Source organism: Pseudomonas sp. Irchel s3h9 (assembly GCF_900187475.1).
GTDB classification, from domain to species: domain Bacteria; phylum Pseudomonadota; class Gammaproteobacteria; order Pseudomonadales; family Pseudomonadaceae; genus Aquipseudomonas; species Aquipseudomonas neuropathica.
This window is the reverse complement of record NZ_FYDH01000001.1, coordinates 115,395-134,124: the sequence shown is the minus strand read 5'-3', so window position 1 is coordinate 134,124 and position 18,730 is coordinate 115,395. Positions and strand designations below refer to the sequence as shown.

The 18,730-nt window shown below is 60.6% G+C and carries 14 protein-coding genes; 9 read left to right on the top strand and 5 right to left on the bottom strand.

What is annotated here, in order from left to right; genetic code table 11:
* Window positions 1-184: 184 nt before the first annotated feature.
* From CKW26_RS00535 to tauD, 7 genes are all read left to right on the top strand, one after another.
* Window positions 185-2,509 carry a Tex family protein gene (locus CKW26_RS00535; protein ID WP_095047101.1) on the top strand — a complete coding sequence of 775 codons (2,325 nt, stop codon included), beginning with the start codon at window positions 185-187 and terminating at the stop codon, window positions 2,507-2,509.
* Window positions 2,509-2,892 carry a PaaI family thioesterase gene (locus CKW26_RS00530; RefSeq protein WP_053116527.1) on the top strand — a complete coding sequence of 128 codons (384 nt, stop codon included), beginning with the start codon at window positions 2,509-2,511 and terminating at the stop codon, window positions 2,890-2,892. The genes CKW26_RS00535 and CKW26_RS00530 overlap by 1 nt, the downstream gene beginning before the upstream one ends.
* A gap of 246 nt (window positions 2,893-3,138) precedes the next feature.
* Window positions 3,139-4,722 carry a glutamate--cysteine ligase gene (gshA, locus tag CKW26_RS00525; RefSeq protein WP_095047100.1) on the top strand — a complete coding sequence of 528 codons (1,584 nt, stop codon included), beginning with the start codon at window positions 3,139-3,141 and terminating at the stop codon, window positions 4,720-4,722.
* A gap of 449 nt (window positions 4,723-5,171) precedes the next feature.
* Window positions 5,172-6,149 (top strand): taurine ABC transporter substrate-binding protein, encoded by a 978-nt coding sequence (gene tauA / locus CKW26_RS00520; protein ID WP_095047099.1) that lies wholly within the window; start codon window positions 5,172-5,174, stop codon window positions 6,147-6,149.
* A 16-nt stretch (window positions 6,150-6,165) separates the two neighbouring features.
* Entirely contained in the window at window positions 6,166-6,960 is a 795-nt protein-coding gene (gene tauB, locus CKW26_RS00515; protein WP_095047098.1) for a taurine ABC transporter ATP-binding subunit, read from the top strand.
* On the top strand, window positions 6,957-7,796 hold the full coding sequence (gene tauC, locus CKW26_RS00510) for a taurine ABC transporter permease TauC (protein ID WP_095047097.1): 840 nt from the start codon (window positions 6,957-6,959) through the stop codon (window positions 7,794-7,796). Before tauB ends, tauC begins: the two co-directional genes overlap by 4 nt.
* 144 nt (window positions 7,797-7,940) lie before the next feature.
* Window positions 7,941-8,783: a taurine dioxygenase gene (tauD, locus tag CKW26_RS00505; protein ID WP_095047096.1), complete on the top strand. Its 843-nt coding sequence runs from the start codon at window positions 7,941-7,943 to the stop codon at window positions 8,781-8,783.
* 217 nt (window positions 8,784-9,000) lie between these two features.
* Here the strand turns inward: tauD and mgrA are convergent, their stop codons facing one another.
* From mgrA to CKW26_RS00490, 3 genes are all read right to left on the bottom strand, one after another.
* A complete protein-coding gene (mgrA, locus tag CKW26_RS00500) occupies window positions 9,001-10,038 on the bottom strand; it encodes an L-glyceraldehyde 3-phosphate reductase (RefSeq protein ID WP_095047095.1) in 1,038 nt (345 codons plus the stop codon).
* A 109-nt stretch (window positions 10,039-10,147) separates the two neighbouring features.
* Window positions 10,148-11,467: an LLM class flavin-dependent oxidoreductase gene (locus CKW26_RS00495; RefSeq protein ID WP_095047094.1), complete on the bottom strand. Its 1,320-nt coding sequence runs from the start codon at window positions 11,465-11,467 to the stop codon at window positions 10,148-10,150.
* Between the two features lies 1 nt (window position 11,468).
* The gene (locus tag CKW26_RS00490; protein WP_095047093.1) at window positions 11,469-13,694 is read right to left on the bottom strand and encodes a TonB-dependent receptor; all 2,226 of its coding nucleotides are present in this window, start codon (window positions 13,692-13,694) and stop codon (window positions 11,469-11,471) included.
* A gap of 205 nt (window positions 13,695-13,899) precedes the next feature.
* On the opposite strand from CKW26_RS00490, the gene CKW26_RS00485 reads away from it, so the two are divergent.
* Both CKW26_RS00485 and CKW26_RS00480 read left to right on the top strand, forming a co-directional pair.
* Complete coding sequence (locus tag CKW26_RS00485; RefSeq protein ID WP_095047092.1) at window positions 13,900-14,937, top strand: LacI family DNA-binding transcriptional regulator; 1,038 nt, start codon at window positions 13,900-13,902, stop codon at window positions 14,935-14,937.
* A 189-nt stretch (window positions 14,938-15,126) separates the two neighbouring features.
* Complete coding sequence (locus CKW26_RS00480) at window positions 15,127-15,387, top strand: hypothetical protein (RefSeq protein ID WP_095047091.1); 261 nt, start codon at window positions 15,127-15,129, stop codon at window positions 15,385-15,387.
* Between the two features lie 24 nt (window positions 15,388-15,411).
* Here CKW26_RS00480 and betT read toward each other — a convergent pair whose 3' ends face one another.
* Both betT and epsC read right to left on the bottom strand, forming a co-directional pair.
* Window positions 15,412-17,373, bottom strand: a complete 1,962-nt coding sequence (betT, locus tag CKW26_RS00475; RefSeq protein WP_177409219.1) for a choline transporter BetT — start codon at window positions 17,371-17,373, stop codon at window positions 15,412-15,414.
* 400 nt (window positions 17,374-17,773) lie between these two features.
* The gene (gene epsC / locus CKW26_RS00470) at window positions 17,774-18,700 is read right to left on the bottom strand and encodes a serine O-acetyltransferase EpsC (RefSeq protein ID WP_016983653.1); all 927 of its coding nucleotides are present in this window, start codon (window positions 18,698-18,700) and stop codon (window positions 17,774-17,776) included.
* Between the last annotated feature and the right edge of the window lie 30 nt (window positions 18,701-18,730).

Here is an 18,730-nt window from a genome sequence, read left to right as displayed (position 1 = left end):
ACGTCTGAATCGTTACCGCAGGTGGCAGGCTTTTTTTCCTGCCGCGCGCAGTAATTGTTCGATTTCAAGGGTCAATGGGCTGCCTTTTGACCCAGGCAGCGGCAATTTTCTAGCCGCTCAACCAGACTCCGGGCCTTTATTTCCGTGCCTGCGAGCCTGATTTCACAATATGTCAGGTGGTTTTATGGACAGCATCAACAGCCGCATTGCCGAGGAACTCGGCGTACGCCCACAACAGGTCGAAGCGGCCGTCGCGCTACTCGATGAAGGCTCTACCGTTCCCTTCATCGCCCGTTACCGGAAAGAAGTCACCGGCAGCCTCGATGACACCCAGTTGCGTCATCTGGAAGAGCGCCTGCGCTACCTGCGAGAACTCGACGAACGGCGCATCAGCATCCTCGCCAGCATCGAAGAGCAAGGCAAACTCACCCCTGCCCTTGAGCGCGACATCAAACTTGCTGACACCAAGACTCGCCTCGAAGACTTGTACCTGCCGTACAAGCAGAAGCGCCGTACCAAGGGCCAGATCGCCCTGGAAGCCGGCCTCGGCGACTTGGCCGATGGCCTGTTCAACGACCCGAACCTGACCCCGGAAACCGAAGCCGCACGCTTCGTCGATGCCGAAAAAGGCGTGGCCGACGTGAAGGCTGCGCTCGAAGGCGCCAAATACATCCTCATGGAACGCTTCGCAGAAGACGCCAGCCTGCTGGAGAAACTGCGTAACTACCTGAAACAGGAAGCGACCCTCAGTGCCCGCGTCATCGCTGGCAAGGAAGAGGAAGGCGCCAAGTTCCGCGATTACTTCGAACACGACGAACCGCTGAAAAGCATGCCGTCGCACCGCGCGCTCGCCATTTTCCGTGGACGCAACGAAGGCATCCTCAGCTCCGCGCTGAAAGTCGGCGACGAACTGCCGGGCACCATGCACCCGTGCGAAGGCATGATCGGCCAGCAATTTGGCATCCAGAACCAGAACCGCCCGGCCGACAAGTGGCTCGGTGAAGTGGTGCGCTGGACCTGGAAGGTCAAGCTCTACACCCACCTGGAAACCGACCTGCTCGGCGAGCTGCGTGACGGCGCCGAAACCGAAGCGATCAACGTCTTCGCCCACAACCTGCACGACTTGCTGCTGGCCGCCCCGGCCGGCCCGCGTGCAACACTGGGTCTCGACCCGGGCCTGCGTACCGGCTGCAAGGTCGCCGTGGTCGACTCGACCGGCAAACTGCTTGATCACGCCACGGTTTACCCGCACGTGCCGCACAACAAATGGGATCAGACCATCGCCATTCTGGCCGCCCTGTGCGCCAAGCATTCGGTTGATCTGATCGCCATCGGCAACGGCACCGCCAGCCGCGAGACCGACAAACTGGCGATCGAGCTGATCAAAAAATATCCAGCGATGAAGATGACCAAAGTCATGGTCTCCGAAGCCGGTGCATCGGTGTACTCGGCGTCGGAACTGGCGGCCAAGGAATTCCCGGATCTGGATGTGTCGATCCGCGGCGCGGTGTCCATCGCCCGTCGTCTGCAGGATCCACTGGCTGAGCTGGTGAAAATCGATCCGAAATCCATCGGTGTCGGCCAGTATCAGCACGACGTTTCGCAGTTGAAACTGGCGCGCGGCCTGGACGCTGTGGTCGAGGACTGCGTGAACGCCGTCGGCGTTGACGTGAACACCGCTTCGGTGGCGCTGCTGGCGCGGATCTCCGGCCTCAACGCGACGCTGGCGCAAAACATCGTCACGCACCGCGACGAACACGGTGCGTTCAAAACCCGCGCAGCGCTGAAGAAAGTCGCGCGTCTGGGCGAAAAAACCTTCGAACAGGCGGCCGGTTTCTTACGCGTGATGAACGGCGACAACCCGCTGGATTCGTCGGCCGTTCACCCGGAAGCCTACCCGCTAGTGCAGCGCATTGCCGCTGAAACCGACCGCGACATTCGCTCGCTGATCGGCGATGCCGGGTTCCTCAAGCGTCTGGATCCGAAGAAATTCACCGACGAGACGTTCGGTCTGCCAACCGTCACCGACATCCTGCAAGAGCTGGAAAAACCGGGCCGCGACCCGCGTCCGGAGTTTAAGACTGCCGAGTTCCAGGAAGGCGTTGAAGACCTCAAAGACCTGCAATTGGGGATGATCCTCGAAGGCGTTGTCACCAACGTGACCGCATTCGGTGCCTTCGTCGACATCGGCGTGCATCAGGACGGTCTGGTGCACATCTCGGCGCTGTCGGAGAAGTTCATCAAGGACCCGCGTGAAGCGGTGAAGGCCGGCGATGTGGTGAAAGTGAAGGTCATGGAAGTCGACATTCCGCGCAAACGCGTCGGTCTGTCGATGCGCATGGGCGACACCCCGGGCGAGAAGATCGACGGCGCCCGTGGCTCGCGTCCAGGCTCGGCGCAACGCCAGCCTTCGAACAACGCACCGCGCAAGGAAACCGCCACCGCAGCGCCAGTGAACAACGCGATGGCCTCGCTGTTCGCCAACGCCAAGCAGTTGAAGAAACGCTGATGGAGATTCCGGCCGGGCTCGTCGAGAGCGCGTTTTTCAAGCTGTTGGGCTGCCGCCTGCACAGCCTGGAAACCGGGGTGGCGCAAGTCGCCCTGGTGCTGGAACCGGAACTGCGCAATCGCGGCGGCAAATTGCACGGTGGCGCGCTGTTCAGTCTGGTCGATATCGCCATGGGGCTGGCCTGTTCCAGCACTCATGGCTTCGATCAGCAGAGCGCGACCATCGAATGCAAGATCAACTATATCCGCGCCGTTTCCGACGGTGAGGTCATGTGCACGGCGCGGGTGATTCACCCGGGCCGACGTACTTTGGTGGTCGAAGCCGACGTGATGCAGGGCGACAAACTGGTCGCAAAAGCGCAAGGCACGTTCGCTGTCCTGTAGCTACCGGTCATCATTTTGAGTTAATTTCGGCGCAACGAATCCTGTAGGAGCTGCCGCAGGCTGCGATCTTTTGATTTTGTTTTTCAATAGCAAGATCAAAAGATCGCAGCCTGCGGCAGCTCCTACAGGTATGTGTGCGGCTGACCGGCTAGAAAAACCAGGCGAAAACGCCAGTTTCAACTTCACCCTTGTAGACCGTCTTGCCCACCCCCATATTGGGGCGACTGACGCGTGAAGGAATCCAAATTGAGCGAACTTCTCAACCGCCGCCTGGCTCTGCTCGGCGAGCGCGCTAACCTCTCTCTGCTCGAGCAGTGCCTGCACGGTATCGAACGTGAATGCCTGCGCGTGACCAGCGAAGGTCGCCTGGCGCAAACGCCGCACCCCGAAGCCTTGGGTTCCGCGCTGACCAACGAACAAATCACCACCGACTACTCCGAGTCGCTGCTGGAATTCATCACGCCCGCTCTGCCGGATCCGGCCGACACGTTGGCGAGCCTGGACAAGATTCACCGCTTTGCCTACAGCAAGCTCGGCAACGAGTACCTGTGGAGTCCATCGATGCCGTGCCCGTTGCCGGCCGAGGAAGACATCCCGATCGCCTACTACGGCACCTCCAACATCGGTCAGCTCAAGTACGTCTACCGCAAGGGCCTGGCCCTGCGGTACGGCAAGACCATGCAGTGCATCGCCGGGATTCACTACAATTTCTCCCTGCCGGAAAAGCTCTGGCCACTGCTGCGCGAAACCGAAGGTTTTGTCGGCACCGATCGCGATTACCAGTCGTTTTCCTACATCGCACTGATCCGTAATTTCCGTCGTTACAGCTGGCTGCTGATGTACCTGTTCGGTGCTTCGCCAGCGCTGGACGCCGGTTTCCTGCGTGGCCGTTCGCATCAGTTGGAACAGCTCGATCCAGACACGCTGTATCTGCCGTACGCGACCAGCCTGCGCATGAGCGACCTTGGTTACCAGAGCAACGCCCAGGCCGGTCTGACGCCTTGCTACAACGATCTGGCGAGCTACACCGACAGCCTGCGCAAAGCCGTGGCCACGCCGTACGCGCCGTACGTTGAAGTCGGCACGCACCAGGATGGTGAGTGGGTGCAGCTCAACACCAACATCCTGCAGATCGAAAACGAGTACTACTCCAACATCCGCCCGAAACGCGTGACCTATACCGGCGAGCGGCCGATTCAGGCGCTGGTGGCCCGTGGCATTCAGTACGTTGAAGTGCGTTGCCTGGACATCAACCCGTTCCTGCCGATGGGCATCGACCTCACCGAGTCGCGCTTCCTCGACGCGTTCCTGCTGTACTGCGCGCTGAACGACAGCCCGTTGCTGACCAACACCTCGTGCGGCAATGCGACGTCGAACTTCCTCAGCGTGGTCAAGGAAGGTCGTCGTCCAGGCCTGCAATTGCAGCGTGACGGTGAACCGGTCGAGATGAAGACCTGGGCGGCAGAACTGCTGGAGCAAATCGCCCCGCTGGCGGCGCTGCTGGATCAGAGCCATGGCGGCGATGCGCACAGCAAGGCGCTGGATGCGCAACTGGCCAAGGTCAGCGATCCGTCCCTTACGCCATCCGCGCAAGTGTTGGCGGCGATGGCGGAGCACAAGGAAAGCTTTGCGCAGTTTTCGTTGCGTCAGAGTCAGGCGCATGCCGAGTTTTTCCGTAGCGAGCCTTTGGCGGCGGATGAGCAGGCGAAGTTTGAGGAGCTGGCGCGTACTTCTCTGGCAGCGCAGGCTGAGCTGGAGCAGAACGAAGTCGGTGATTTCGACGTATTCGTCGGGTCGTATCAGGCGAGTATTTTGGCGATCAGCAACTGAAGAGCCCCTCCCCCTAACCCTCTCCCGGAGGGAGAGGGGACTGACCGGGTTGTTGGTGCGAAGTACGCTGACGTGAAATACCGAGCCGAACTCAGGCCTTGAAAAGCACAAAGATCGGCTCCCTTTCCCCCTCGCCCCCCTTGGGGGAGAGGGCTGGGGTGAGGGGGCAAAGATCTAACGTCGAACGCAAGATCCGAAATATCCACAATTCTGATCGTTCCCACGCTCCGCGTGGTAACGCCTCAAGGGACGCTCTGCGTCCAGGTGACGCGGAGCGTCACCGGCTGCATTCCCACGCAGAGCGTGGGAACGATCTACCCCCCCAATCCCACCAAGCCTTAGATTTTTCCGCTCATAAGCTCATTCTAAAAAGTTATTTATTTACTGATTCTTAGATCATTTAGTCTCCTTTCACGCCGACGCTCGGTCGCCTGATATGGAGCTGTTCAATGAAACTGAATTTCCCGCTTCGCCTACTGGCCGCGGCCTCTCTGGCTGCCGCGAGTTTTCTGGCCCAGGCCGCCGACCTTACCGTCGCCTACCAAACCACCGTTGACCCGGCGAAAGTCGCCCAGGCCGACGGCGCCTACGAAAAAGCCACCAAAGCCGACATCGCCTGGCGCAAGTTCGACAACGGCGCCGACATCATCGCTGCCATCGCCTCCGGTGACGTGCAGATCGGCTACCTCGGTTCGAGCCCGCTGACCGCCGCGATCACGCGCAAAGTCCCGGTCGAAACCTTCCTAATCGCCACCCAGATCGGCGCCGCCGAAGCACTGGTCGCTCGCGACGGTTCCGGGATCAAGACCCCGCAAGACCTGATCGGCAAAAAAATCGCCGTGCCGTTCGTATCCACCGGTCACTACAGCCTGCTCGCGGCGCTGAAGCACTGGAACATTGATCCGTCGAAAGTCACCGTGCTCAACCTCGCCCCGCCAGCGATCATTGCCGCGTGGAAACGCGGTGACATCGACGCCACCTACGTGTGGGATCCGGCACTCGGTGTCGCCAAGGAAAACGGCAAAGTGCTGATCACCTCCGGCGAACTGGCCAAGTTTGGCGCGCCGACGTTCGATGCGTGGATCGTGCGCAAAGACTTCGCCGAGAAGCACCCGGAAATCGTCACCGCGTTCGCCAAGGTCACCCTCGACGCCTACGCCGACTACCGCAAAGACCCGAAAGCCTGGCTCGCCAAACAGTCCAACGTCGACAAACTGGTGAAACTCTCCGGCGCCAAGGCCAGCGACATTCCGCTGCTGCTGCAAGGCAACGTCTACCCGCTGGCGGCTGATCAAGTCGTCACCCTAGGCGCGCCGACCACCCAAGCCATCACCGACACCGCCGCGTTCCTCAAGGAGCAGGGCAAGGTCGAAGCGGTTCTGCCGGACTACGCGCCGTACGTCAGCGCCAAATACATCACCAACTGATCGGGAGTTAACTGCGATGGCCTTGCTACAGCTGGAGCGCATCAGCGCACAGTACCCGGGCAGCCCGACACCGGTGCTGGCGGATATTTCTCTGACCCTGGGGCCTCAGCAATTGCTGGTGGCCCTCGGCCCGTCCGGCAGTGGCAAGACTTCGCTGTTGAACCTGATTGCCGGTTTCGTCGAGCCGAGCGCCGGGCGCATCACCCTCGACGGTGTGCCGGTCAAAGGCCCGAGCGCCGAACGTGGCGTGGTGTTCCAGGACGACGCTTTGCTGCCTTGGCAGGACGTGTTGGCCAACGTTGCATTCGGTCTGGAGCTGGCCGGTATCGCCAAGGACAAGCGCGAAAAAATCGCCCGTGAAATGCTCGCGCTGGTTGATCTCTCAGGGTTCGAAAGTCGCCGCATCTGGCAACTCTCCGGTGGCCAGAAGCAACGTGTCGGCCTCGCCCGCGCGCTCGCCGCTGATCCGCGCGTGTTGCTGATGGACGAGCCTTTCGGTGCCCTCGACGCGTTCACTCGCGAACAGATGCAGGAGCTGTTGCTGCAAGTCTGGCAGCGCACGGCCAAACCGGTTTTCCTGATTACCCACGACATTGAAGAAGCGGTGTTCCTCGCCACTGACCTGATTCTGCTCGCGCCGAATCCGGGGCAGATCGTTGAGCGTCTGCACCTGGATTTCGCTCAGCGTTACGCCACTGGCGAGTCCGCCCGTGCGATCAAATCCGATCCGCGTTTTATCGAAACCCGTGAACACGTGCTGAGCAAAGTGTTCTCGCAACGCAGCGCCGCACAACGGCAGGAGCGCGCATGAGCAGTTACGACGTTTCCTCGGCTGCGGTAAAACCCGCGAAACCATCCGTGGCGATTCCCGTACGCCGCAGCCTCAGCACGCGCTGGATCAGCCTGCTGACGCTGTTCGCGTTGTTGGCAATCTGGTGGGCCGTAACAGCCACTGGATTGATCGAGCCGCTGTTCCTGCCGCCACCGTCCGCCGTGCTGCAAAAAGGCTGGTTGCTGGCGACTACTGGTTACATGGATTCGACGTTGTGGCAGCACTTGGGCGCCAGCCTGAGCCGCATCGGTCTGGGCCTCGGTTTTGCGATCCTGACCGCCGTGCCGGTGGGCATTGCCATCGGGGCCAATCGCATCGCCCGTGGCGTGCTCGATCCGCTGATCGAGTTCTACCGCCCTATCCCACCGCTGGCCTATTTGCCGCTGATCGTGATCTGGTGCGGCATCGGCGAGTTGTCGAAAGTGCTGCTGATCTATCTGGCGATTTTCGCGCCGATTGCCATTGCCACCGCGACCGGTGTGCGCACGGTTGATCCGGCGAAATTGCGTGCTGCGCAGTCGCTGGGCGCGACGCGTTTGCAGCTGATTCGTCATGTAATTTTGCCGAGCGCGTTACCGGATATTTTGACTGGCGTGCGCATTGGTCTGGGGGTTGGTTGGTCGACGTTGGTCGCCGCTGAATTAATCGCAGCCACCAGTGGCTTGGGCTTCATGGTGCAGTCGGCCGCGCAATTCCTGGTCACCGATGTGGTGGTGCTGGGGATTCTGGTTATCGCCCTGATCGCCTTCGCCATGGAAATGGGCCTGCGCGCCCTGCAACGCAAACTGGTGCCGTGGCACGGCCAGGCCCACTAAATCGCCTTGTGAAACTTCCCCTGTGGGAGCGAGTCTGCTCGCGAAAGCGTCGGATCAGTCACTGCACTGTCGCCTGACACTCCGCATTCGCGAGCAGGCTCGCTCCCACAAAAGCATGACACTCCGAATTCGAAGAGAAAGACCATGAGCAGCCTCAACATCACCCCATTAAGCTCGGCCCTCGGCGCGCAGATCAGCGGCGTCGACATCAGTCAGCCGCTGAGCCTGGAACACCGCGACGCCATCGAACAAGCGCTGCTCAAGTATCAAGTGTTGTTCTTCCGCAAACAGCCAATCGAACCGCCACAACAAGCGCGTTTCGCCGCGTACTTCGGTGATCTGCACATTCACCCGATCTACCCGAACGTGCCGGAACAACCGGAAGTGTTGATCCTCGACACCGCCGTCACCGACGTGCGTGACAACGCAATCTGGCACACCGACGTGACCTTCCTGCCGACGCCGGCGATGGGCGCGGTGCTCAGCGCCAAGTTGCTGCCGGAGTTCGGTGGCGACACGCTGTGGGCCAGCGGGATTGCTGCGTACGAAGCGCTGTCGGCGTCAATGAAAGCCTTGCTCGAAGGGCTGACCGCGACCCACGATTTCACTCGCTCGTTTCCACTGGAGCGCTATGGCAATACGCCTGAAGCGTTGGCGCAGTGGGAAGAGGCACGGCGCAAGAATCCACCGCTGTCGCACCCGGTGATCCGTACGCATCCGGTCAGCGGACGGCGTTCGTTGTTCGTCAATGAAGGCTTCACGTCGAAGATCAATGAGCTGTCGGAAACCGAGAGCGAGGCGATTCTGAAGTTTCTGTTCGCCCATGCGACGCGGCCGGAATTCACCATTCGCTGGCGTTGGCAGCAGGACGACATTGCGTTCTGGGATAACCGCGTGACTCAGCATTACGCGGTGGATGATTATCGGCCGGCGCGGCGGGTGATGCAGCGGGCGACGGTGTTGGGGGATGTGCCGTTTTTTCGTTGAGCCGTTTTAACAGCCAAAAGCCCCTCACCCTAACCCTCTTCCGGAGGGAGAGGGAACTGAAAGGGGGGATGTTTTAGAGGTACGCCGACCTGATATTGCTTTGCTGAATCCATAGTCGACTCGGTTTTTCAGGTCGATGTATGGCTACAGACACCTCGGTCGGCCCCCTCTCCCTCTGGGCGGTCCGACGTTTCGGGAGGGCTGGGGTGAGGGTGACTCACTCCGCCGTCGAAGGCTTCTCCCAAAGATTGATCCCGCCCTCTTGGGCAAACCGGTCAATCTCCGCCAGCTCCTCAGCACTGAAGCTCAAATTCTTCAACGCCCCGACGTTCTCGATAATCTGCTCCGGCCGGCTCGCACCAATCAGCGCCGAGGTCACCCGTGAATCCCGCAACGTCCACGCCAGTGCCAGTTGCGCCAGACTCTGACCACGACGCTTGGCAATTTCATTCAACGCCCGCACATGAGCGATGTTGGCCTCGGACAGATGCGAAGCCTGCAACGAACCACCGCCCGGACGATTGACCCGCGCATCCGCCGGCACGCCGTTGAGGTATTTGTCGGTGAGCAGACCTTGCGCCAGTGGAGTGAAAGCAATCACGCCAGTACCGAGTTCATCGGTGGTATCCAGCAGATCCTTTTCCACCCAACGATTGAGCAGGTTGTACGCTGGTTGATGAATCAGCAGCGGCACTTTCCACTCGTTCAACAGCGCCGCGATCTCGCGGGTTTTCACCCCGGAATACGACGAGATACCGATGTACAACGCCTTGCCCTGTTGCACGGCAGTGGCGAGGGCGCTGGCGGTCTCTTCCAGCGGGGTATCCGGGTCGAAACGGTGCGAATAGAAGATATCCACATAGTCCAGACCGAGGCGCTGCAGGCTCTGGTCGAGGCTGGCCAGCACATATTTGCGCGAGCCGCCGCCCTGGCCGTAAGGGCCGGGCCACATGTCCCAACCGGCCTTGCTGGAGATGATCAGCTCATCACGATACTGCTTGAAATCTTCGCGCAGCAGGCGGCCGAAATTGATCTCGGCGCTGCCGTACGGCGGGCCATAGTTGTTGGCCAGGTCGAAGTGGTTGATCCCCAAGTCGAACGCGGTGCGCAGTAAGGCACGCTGGGTGTCGATCGGCGTGCTGTCGCCGAAGTTGTGCCACAGGCCCAGCGACAGCGCCGGCAGCACCAGACCGCTGCGGCCGACGCGGCGGTAAGGGATGGAGTCATAGCGGTTTTCGGCAGCGGTGTAAGTCATCGAATCCTCTCTTGTCTGTCTTGAAATGGGTGTCGACTTCATCGCTAGCAGGCTAGCTCCCACATTGGAATGCATTTCCCTGTGGGAGCGAGCTTGCTCGCGAAGGGTGTTACACAAATCGATTGCCGGGTCGGGCCAGACCCAGGTTCTGGCGCAACGTCCGGCCTTCATACTCGGTTCTGAACAGCCCGCGCCGTTGCAGTTCCGGGACCACGCCATTGGCGAAGTCTTCGAGCCCGCCGGGCAAGTGCGGCACCAGCACGTTGAAACCGTCCGCCGCGCCCTGTTCGAACCATTCCTGCAAGCGATCAGCGATCTGCTCCGGCGTACCGACCAGGCTGTAATGCCCGCGCCCGCCCGCAATCTTGCGCCCCAGATCGGCAAGGCTCAGGTTCTCGCGCCCCGCCAGCTCAGTGAGCAATTTCTGCCGGCTCTGCTGACCGCTTTCCGTCAGCGGCAACTCCGGCAACGGCCCGTCCAGCGGGTACTTCGACAAATCGAAGTTACCCAGCATACGCCCAAGCAAGGCAACGCCAACCTCGGGTTCGACTAATTGCTGAAACGTTTCACATTTTTCCTGTGCTTCGGCTTCGGTGCCGCCGACCACGACAAAAACCCCGGGCATGACTTTCAGCGAATCGGCGCTGCGACCGTACTTGGGCAAACGTGCTTTGAGGTCGGCGTAGAACGCCTGAGCGTTGGCCAGAGAGGTCTGCGCGGTGAACACCACCTCAGCGGTCTGCGCCGCCAATTCACGCCCAGTCTCGGAAGAACCGGCCTGCACGATCACCGGCTGCCCCTGCGGCGAACGCGCAACGTTCAGCGGGCCTTTTACCCGAAAGTGTTCACCGACGTGATCCAGCACGTGCAGTTTCGCAGGGTCGTAATACGCCCCACTGGCCTTGTCGCGCGCAAACGCATCATCTTCCCAGCTATCCCAAAGCCCGGTCACCACCTGGTGAAACTCGCGGGCGCGGCTATAGCGTTCGGCATGACCAATATGTTCATCACGACCGAAATTCAGCGCCTCGGCAGCATTGTCCGACGTCACCAGATTCCACCCCGCACGCCCACCGGAAAGGTGATCGAGCGAAGCGAATTTACGCGCCACGTGATACGGCTCGTTGTAACTGGTGGTCGCCGTGGCGATCAGGCCGATGTGCTCGGTCACCGCACTCAGCGCCGAGAGCAACGTCAGCGGTTCGAAGTGATCGGAGCGCGCCATGCGGCTGGCGATGTCCTGAGTCGGCGCGGCGACGCTGTCAGCGACAAACAACGCATCGAACTTCGCCGCCTCGGCAATTTGCGCCAGCCGCTTGTAATGGGCGAAATCCAGACCCGCGTTGGCCGGCACATCCGGATGACGCCACGCCGCCACGTGGTGCCCGGTGGCCATGAGGAATGCGCCGAGTTTCAACTGTCTGCTCATCTCAGAAATCCTTGCGCAGTTGCACGCCGAAATAGCGCTCGTCATCCCGTGGCACGGCGCGATAAATGTAGTTGCCGCCGCTGGCGAGCAATGGCGAATAAGACTTGTCGGTGAGGTTCTTGCCCAGCAGCGCCACGCGCCAGCCATTGCTGTAATCGGCCAGCGCGACACTGGCGTTCCACAGACCGTAGGCGCCCTGCTTGGTGTCGGCGTTCTGGCTGATGTCGTACTGCACTTCGCTCTGCCAGCTGTAATCGGTGCCCAGTTCGATATCCAGACCGTTATCGAGCGGGATGGTGTAATCAGCGCGCACGTAGCTTTTCCAGTCCGGGCTGAACGGCAGCGGTTTGCCGTTGACGTTGCACGACGCCGCTGCGCCTGCCGGGCAGGCGAATTCGTCGATGCGCGCGCGGGTGTAGGCGAGTGCGCCGGACAGCTTCAATTGCTGGGTCGCCTGCAAGGCGTAATCGAGTTCGACACCTTCGGTGCTGACACTGCCAGCGTTGATCAGGCGCGTCACCACTTGCCCGGCGACGGTGTCGAAGAAGTTCGCCTGATAGTTGTCGTACTCGCTGTGGAATATCGCGAGGTTGGTGGTCAGGCGATTGTTCCAGCTCGTCGCTTTGATCCCCGCTTCCCAGGTGTTGGAGGTTTCCGGTTTGAGCGCCTCGGTGTCGCGCGGCTGCATGTTGAAGAACACGTTGTAGGCCGGGCCTTTGTAGCCGCGCGAGTAGGTCAGGTAAGTAGTGACGGTATCGCTGAGGTCGTACTGCACGCCGAGGCGACCGGACCAGCCATCTTCGTCCACCGAACCGGAACTGCTGGTGGCCGGTTGAATGCCGCTGACCGTGGTCGCCGAAGTGGAAACGCGGCGGTGATCGTATTCGAGATCATCGTGGGTGTAGCGCAGGCCGGCGATGCCGCGAAAGTCCGAGGTGAAGTTCAGCGTGCTCTCGCCAAACACGGCGTAACTGTCGCTGGTGGTGCTGTAATCAGCGACGCCGCGATCGGTGCGTGTGGTCGTTGTCAGCGTGCGTTGATAGGTCTCGTCGTCCTTGCCGTGCATGTAGAACAGGCCACCGACGTATTCGAGAAATTCGCCCTTCGGCGAAGCCAGGCGCAGCTCCTGCGAGTATTGATCGAAGGCCAGATCGCCCTTGTCCGCGGTCCCGGGAAACGCTGCGGTCACTGTGCCGAGCCGGTCGCCATCCTGATACTGCGTATTGTCCCAACCGCGCCACGCGGTGATCGACGTCAGGGTGTAATCGCCCAGTTGCCAGTCGAGCTGGCCGGACAGACCTTTGTTGGTGTCCTCAACGTGTGAGCGGGTGTCGGTGTTGATGTCGCGGTTGTGGCTGCTTGCATTGACCGGACTCAGCGCGTTGGCGAAGGCCGGGGTCAGCGACTTGCTGACCACGCCGTTTGGACCGTCGTCGTGGGACTGCATGTAGTCGGCGATCAAGGTGAAGGTGACGTCGTCATTCGGGGTGAATTCGAGTTTGCCGCGCACGCCACGATGGTTGTAACCGTTGACCTCCTGGCCATTGTGCTGGTTGTCGACGTTGCCATCGTAGGTCCCGAATAGCGTGCTGATCGAGCCTTTCAACGTGTCCGGAATCAGGCTGCCGCCGATGCCGAATCGGGTGCGACTTTCGTTGCCGCTGTAGTACGACTGATCGATGTAACCGTGGGTCTCGGCGGTTGGCGCCTTGCTGGTGATGTTGAGTACACCTGCCGAGGCGTTCTTGCCGAACAGCGTACCTTGCGGGCCGCGCAGCACTTCGACACGCTCCAGATCCAGCAAGTCGAGAGTGGATTGGCCGGGACGCGCGTAGACCACACCATCGATTACCGTCGCCACGGTCGGCTCGACGCCCGGCGAGGTGGAAATCGTACCGACGCCGCGCACGAACAACGAGGTGTCCTTGTTCGATGCGCCGGTGCGGAAATTCAGCGACGGCACTTGCTGCACGATACTCGCCACGCCGTTGCGGTTGTCGCGCTCAAGTTGTTCGCCGTCGATCACCGAGACCGCGACCGGCACCTTTTGCAGCGATTCTTCGCGGCGCGTGGCGGTGACGGTCACGGATTTGAGTGTCGGCTCCTGATCACTGCTCTCGGTAGCGAATGCGTTGGGCAACGGCAGCGCCGCCAACCCCGTAAATAACCAACCAGCGGCGCGGATCGATTGCGCCAGTTTGTTTGTCGCCCCAGGAATGTTGTGCATGTTTGCCCGCTCGAAATTGGCCCTTAACCGCTGCCGTTCTGCGACGACAGCGCCTGAATCGGTGTCTTGGGCATTCGCTCGAGCGAGTAGCAGACAGCGCGCTTTGTTAGCGCTACCATCGACAGTATTGGCAAGCCGCACATAGAGCGTCCAATACTGAAAAATTACTTTTATATGCGATTTGGTTTTTAAGAAGGATCGAACCTTGAGCGAAGAAAAACCCCGCAAACGCCGTGGCGCCGGACGTGTAACGCTGAATGCCGTGGCGCGTGAGGCCGGGGTTTCGGCGATCACCGTGTCACGCTATTTCAACCAGCCTGAGCAGGTTTCGCCCGAGCGTCGCGAGCGGATTGCGGCGGTGGTGGCCGAGTTGGGTTACGTGCCGAATCTGGTGGCCGGCGGGCTGGCCTCGGCGCGGGGGAAAATCGTCGGCATGGTGATCCCGAATATCTCCGGGCCGATCTTCGCCAATACCATTCAAGGCTTCAGCGATACGCTCAGTCGTTATGGCTATCAGCTGTTGCTGGCGTCGAGTTACTTCAGCACTGAACAAGAAGAAAACGCCGTGCGTGCGTTTCTCGGCTGGTCGCCAGCGGCGCTGGTGCTGACCAGTCACTTTCACAGTGCGGGCACGGAAAAGATGATCGCCGAGGCGGATGTTCCGGTGATCGAGACGTGGGATTACCAGCCGGCGCGTGAGCCGATGCAGATCGGTTTTTCGCATTTCGAGGTGGGCGTGACAGCCGCCAGATATCTGCTGGAAAAAGGCTACCAACGTATCGCCTTCGTGCAGAACAGTGCGCCGGGGGACTTCAGCGCCCTGGAACGCCGCGATGGTTACGCGGCGACCTTGCGTAAATCCGGCCTGGATCCTTGGGTCTACGCCCCTGACGCTGATCGTGCGCCATTCGAGGCCGGCAAACAGGCGATGGATGCGCTGATGAATGCCTCACCGCGCCCCGACGCAATCATTTTCGCCAACGACAACCTCGCCGCCGGCGGCCTGCTCGCCGGGCAACGCGCCGGTTTCAAAATCCCCGAAGACTGTGCCGTTCTTGGCTTCGGCGATTACCCGTTCGCCGAGATGCTTTTGCCGAGCCTGAGCACGATCAAACCACCGGCGCTGGAGATCGGCGTACTGGCCGCAACACGCGTATTGGAAAGTCTTGGCGTGTTGCCGAGCGACGAGGTGCAACGGCTGAACCTGCTGCAATGCCAGGTCATCGAGCGCGAAAGCACCTGATGAATATGGTGGGGGCTGGATTGGCTATGCTCTAAAGAACACCGAGGTGGCCCTATCGCGAGAAGGCTCGCTCCCACAGGGATTTCCTGTGTACGTAAAATTTATGTCCAGCCGAGATCCATTGTGGGAGCGAGCCTGCTCGCGAAAGCGATTATTCAGGCAATGCACCTTCACCAGACAGAACCCGCCATGCACACTGCCATCATCATTTTCTTCGGCCTGGTCCTGCTCGCTCTGATGCTCTACATCGGCGAGCGCATCGGCTTCAGCCGCCAGACCATGGCCTACGGCTTCGCCGCCCTGTGGCTGGCATTGACGATGATTAATGGCGCCGTGGGAGTGGTGCATGCGGGCCAGCCGCTAGGTTCGGAAATTGTGATTGGCAGTGCGGTGTTCGGCATACCGATGGCGGCGATGGTGTTGTTCATGGTGCTAAGCGCCGAGTCCTGAACGGACCCGACGCTCAGGCGCCGATCAACGGACCAAGTGCAGGAACTGCATGTGCCGTTCGTACTGGTCGAGGATGTCGTTGATGATCTGCTCTTTGGTGTAGCCGACCAGATCGTAGTCCTGACTGCCCTCGCTCAAATGCACTTCGGCGCGGTAATAGCGACGATTGTTGAGCTGCTTCGAGCCCATCCCGCCACGCGCGAACGACGGCGTGAAGTAGCCGCGCATCTGCACCTGATAGATGAACGGATGCGCATCACCATGGCCGATTTCCAGGCTGACGCTGTCATTCGCCGGATCCGGCTGGGTGACCACGTTGAGGCCTTTTTCAACGAACACCGCCGTCACTTCTTCAATTGCCGGGCGTACCGTGGTGTCCATGAAGCGGTACACCTCGTCACGCGACGGGAAGTGCACCGCCTGACTCAGCCGCTGACGCCAGCCGCCCGTACCGCGCCGTGAACCGGAGACCGGTGCCAGCGAGTGCAACTGCGCGATCTGCTTCTGCGACTCCAGATAGAACGCCTTGTGCAAGCCCCACATCATCAACAGCAGGATCAACGAGAACGGCAACGAGGTCAGCACTACCGCTGATTTCAGCGCATCGATACTGCCGGAGAACAGCAACGCACTGGTGATCAGCGCCGTCATCGCGCCCCAGAACACTCGCAGCCATTTCGGCCCGTCTTCGTCTGGGTTGCCACCCTTGGCCGACAGGGTCGAGAGCACCACGGTGCCGGAGTCGGCAGACGTCACGAAGAACACGAAGCTGATAAACACCGTCACGGCGATGACGGTTTTGCTCCACGGGTAGGTTTCCAGCAGCAGGTAAATGCTCATCGACGGATTGTCGATGGCCGACATGCCCAGCGCGCTCATGCCGTGGTTGAGCACTTGATCCAGCGCGCTGTTGCCGAAAATCGACATCCACGCGAGGGTAAAACCGAGCGGAATCAGCAGCACGCCGAAAACGAATTCACGGATGGTCCGGCCACGGGAAATCCGGGCGATGAACAGGCCCACGAACGGCGACCATGCAATCCACCAGGCCCAGTAAAACACTGTCCAGCCGCCGAGCCAGTCGCTCGGTTTGTCGTAGGCGTAGAGGTCGAAACTCTTCATCGGCAAGGCGCCGAGGTAGTCGCCAAGATTCTGGATCAAGGTGTTGAGCAGGTGCTGGGTAGGCCCGGCGAACAACACGAACAGCAGCAGCGCACAGGCCAGCAGCATGTTGATGTCGGACATCACACGCACGCCTTTATCGACGCCGGAGACGGCAACGATGATCGCCGCGCCCATCATCAGCGTGATCAGACCGACTTGAATCCACTGGGTGTGAGCGATGCCGAACAGGTAGTCGAGACCGGAGTTGAGGTGCAGCACACCAAAACCCATGTCGGCGCCCAGACCGAACACCGTGGCGATGATGCCGAAGCCGTCCACTGCGTAACCAATCGGGCCGTTGATGCGTTTGCCAATCAGCGGATACAGCGCCGAGCGCAGCGCCAGCGGCAGGTTGTGGCGGTAGGCGAAGTAGGCCAGCGCCATGCCGACGAAGGCAAACACGCCCCAGCCATGCAGGCCCCAGTGCAGAAACAGAATCTGCATCGCCTGACGTGCCGCATCCGCGGTGCCCGCCTCGCCTTGCGGCGGCTGGAGCATATGGGTCAGCGGTTCAGAGACGCAGAAGAAGAACAGCGTGATGCTGATCCCGGCGGCGAACAGCATGCCGGCCCAGGACAAGTAACTGAATTCGGGCTCGTCGTGGTCGGCACCGAGTTTTATCTTGCCGTAGCCGGATAAGGCGGTGACCACCACGAAGACCAGATACAGGGTCATCGCGAGCATGTAGTACCAGCCGACCGTATTGGCCGCCCAGTTTTGCGCTTCCAGCAGCCAGGCGCCTGCCTGCTCCGGCATGACGATGACAACGAGACCAAACAGCAGAATGACCGTCGCGGCGAAGTAGAACACCGGCGGATTCATGCGTACCAGACCGCTGGCGGGGGTAGACGATGCACTCATGAAACGTGCACCTCGAGGGGTTGAAACGTGGCTGAAATGATCGGACTCAGCAAAGGCAAGCCTCCTGTTGTGAGCGGGCAGCGAACCACCGGTTTAACTTGAATGAACGTTCAAGTTAAACATGGATAGGGTGGCAAGGACTAATCGTACGGCTAGGCGGTAGTTTTCCTACGCTAGCTCAAGGATGGGTATGACGTGGGTTTGAGGGTATTCGTTCACTGGAGAATTGGCTGATTGCCATTATCTTGATTTGGTCTGAAAATCATTCGCGAGCAGGCTCGCTCCCACATTTGAAACGCATTCCAGTGTGGGAGCGAGCCTGCTCGCGAAGAGGCCAGATGCCGCAACGCAATTTCAGAGCCTACTTCTGCGTCCCGTCATCATGCTGCAAATTGGCCTGAGTCAAATTGCACCCCGCCGGCACACTGCGCGTCAGCCACACATTGCCGCCAATGGTCGACCCCTTGCCAATGGTGATCCGCCCGAGAATCGTCGCCCCGGCATAAATCACCACATCGTCTTCAACAATTGGATGGCGCGGATGGCCCTTCTGCAACTGCCCGTCTTCATCTGCCGGGAAACGCTTGGCGCCCAACGTCACCGCCTGATAAATCCGCACGCGCTCACCAATGATCGCCGTCTCGCCGATCACCACGCCCGTGCCGTGATCGATAAAGAAGCTACGGCCGATCTGCGCACCCGGATGGATATCGATACCGGTCGCCGAATGGGCGATTTCCGCGCTGATCCGCGCCAGCAACGGCAAACCGGCGCGATACAAATGGTGCGCGAGGCGATGGTGAATCACCGCGAGAATCCCCGGGTAGCACAGCAGCACTTCGTCGACACTGCGTGCCGCCGGATCACCGTGATAGGCCGCCAGCACATCGGTGTCGAGCAGCGTGCGCAGGCCCGGCAGTGCGAGGGCGAAATCTTGTACGATCTGAATCGCGCGGGCTTCGACTTCGGTGTCAGCCTGCGCGCTGTGGCGGGCGACGTAACGCAACTCCAGGCGGGTCTGCGCCAGCAACGCATTCAGCGCGACATCGAGGGTGTGGCCGACGTAGAAATCTTCACTCTCTTCGCGCAGGTCAACCGGGCCCAGGCGCATCGGGAACAACGCGCCACACAATGCTTCAAGAATCTCCGCCATCGCTGCACGGGACGGCAACTCGCGACCGCCCTGCTCGCCGGACGCCCGGCCGTTCTGTGCCCGCCACTGATCCCGCGCGCTGCGCAGTTGACTGACGATGGTCTGCAATTGCCAATGGCTGGAACGCTCGCTCACGGTAAAGACTCCTCACGGGCGGCCGGACTG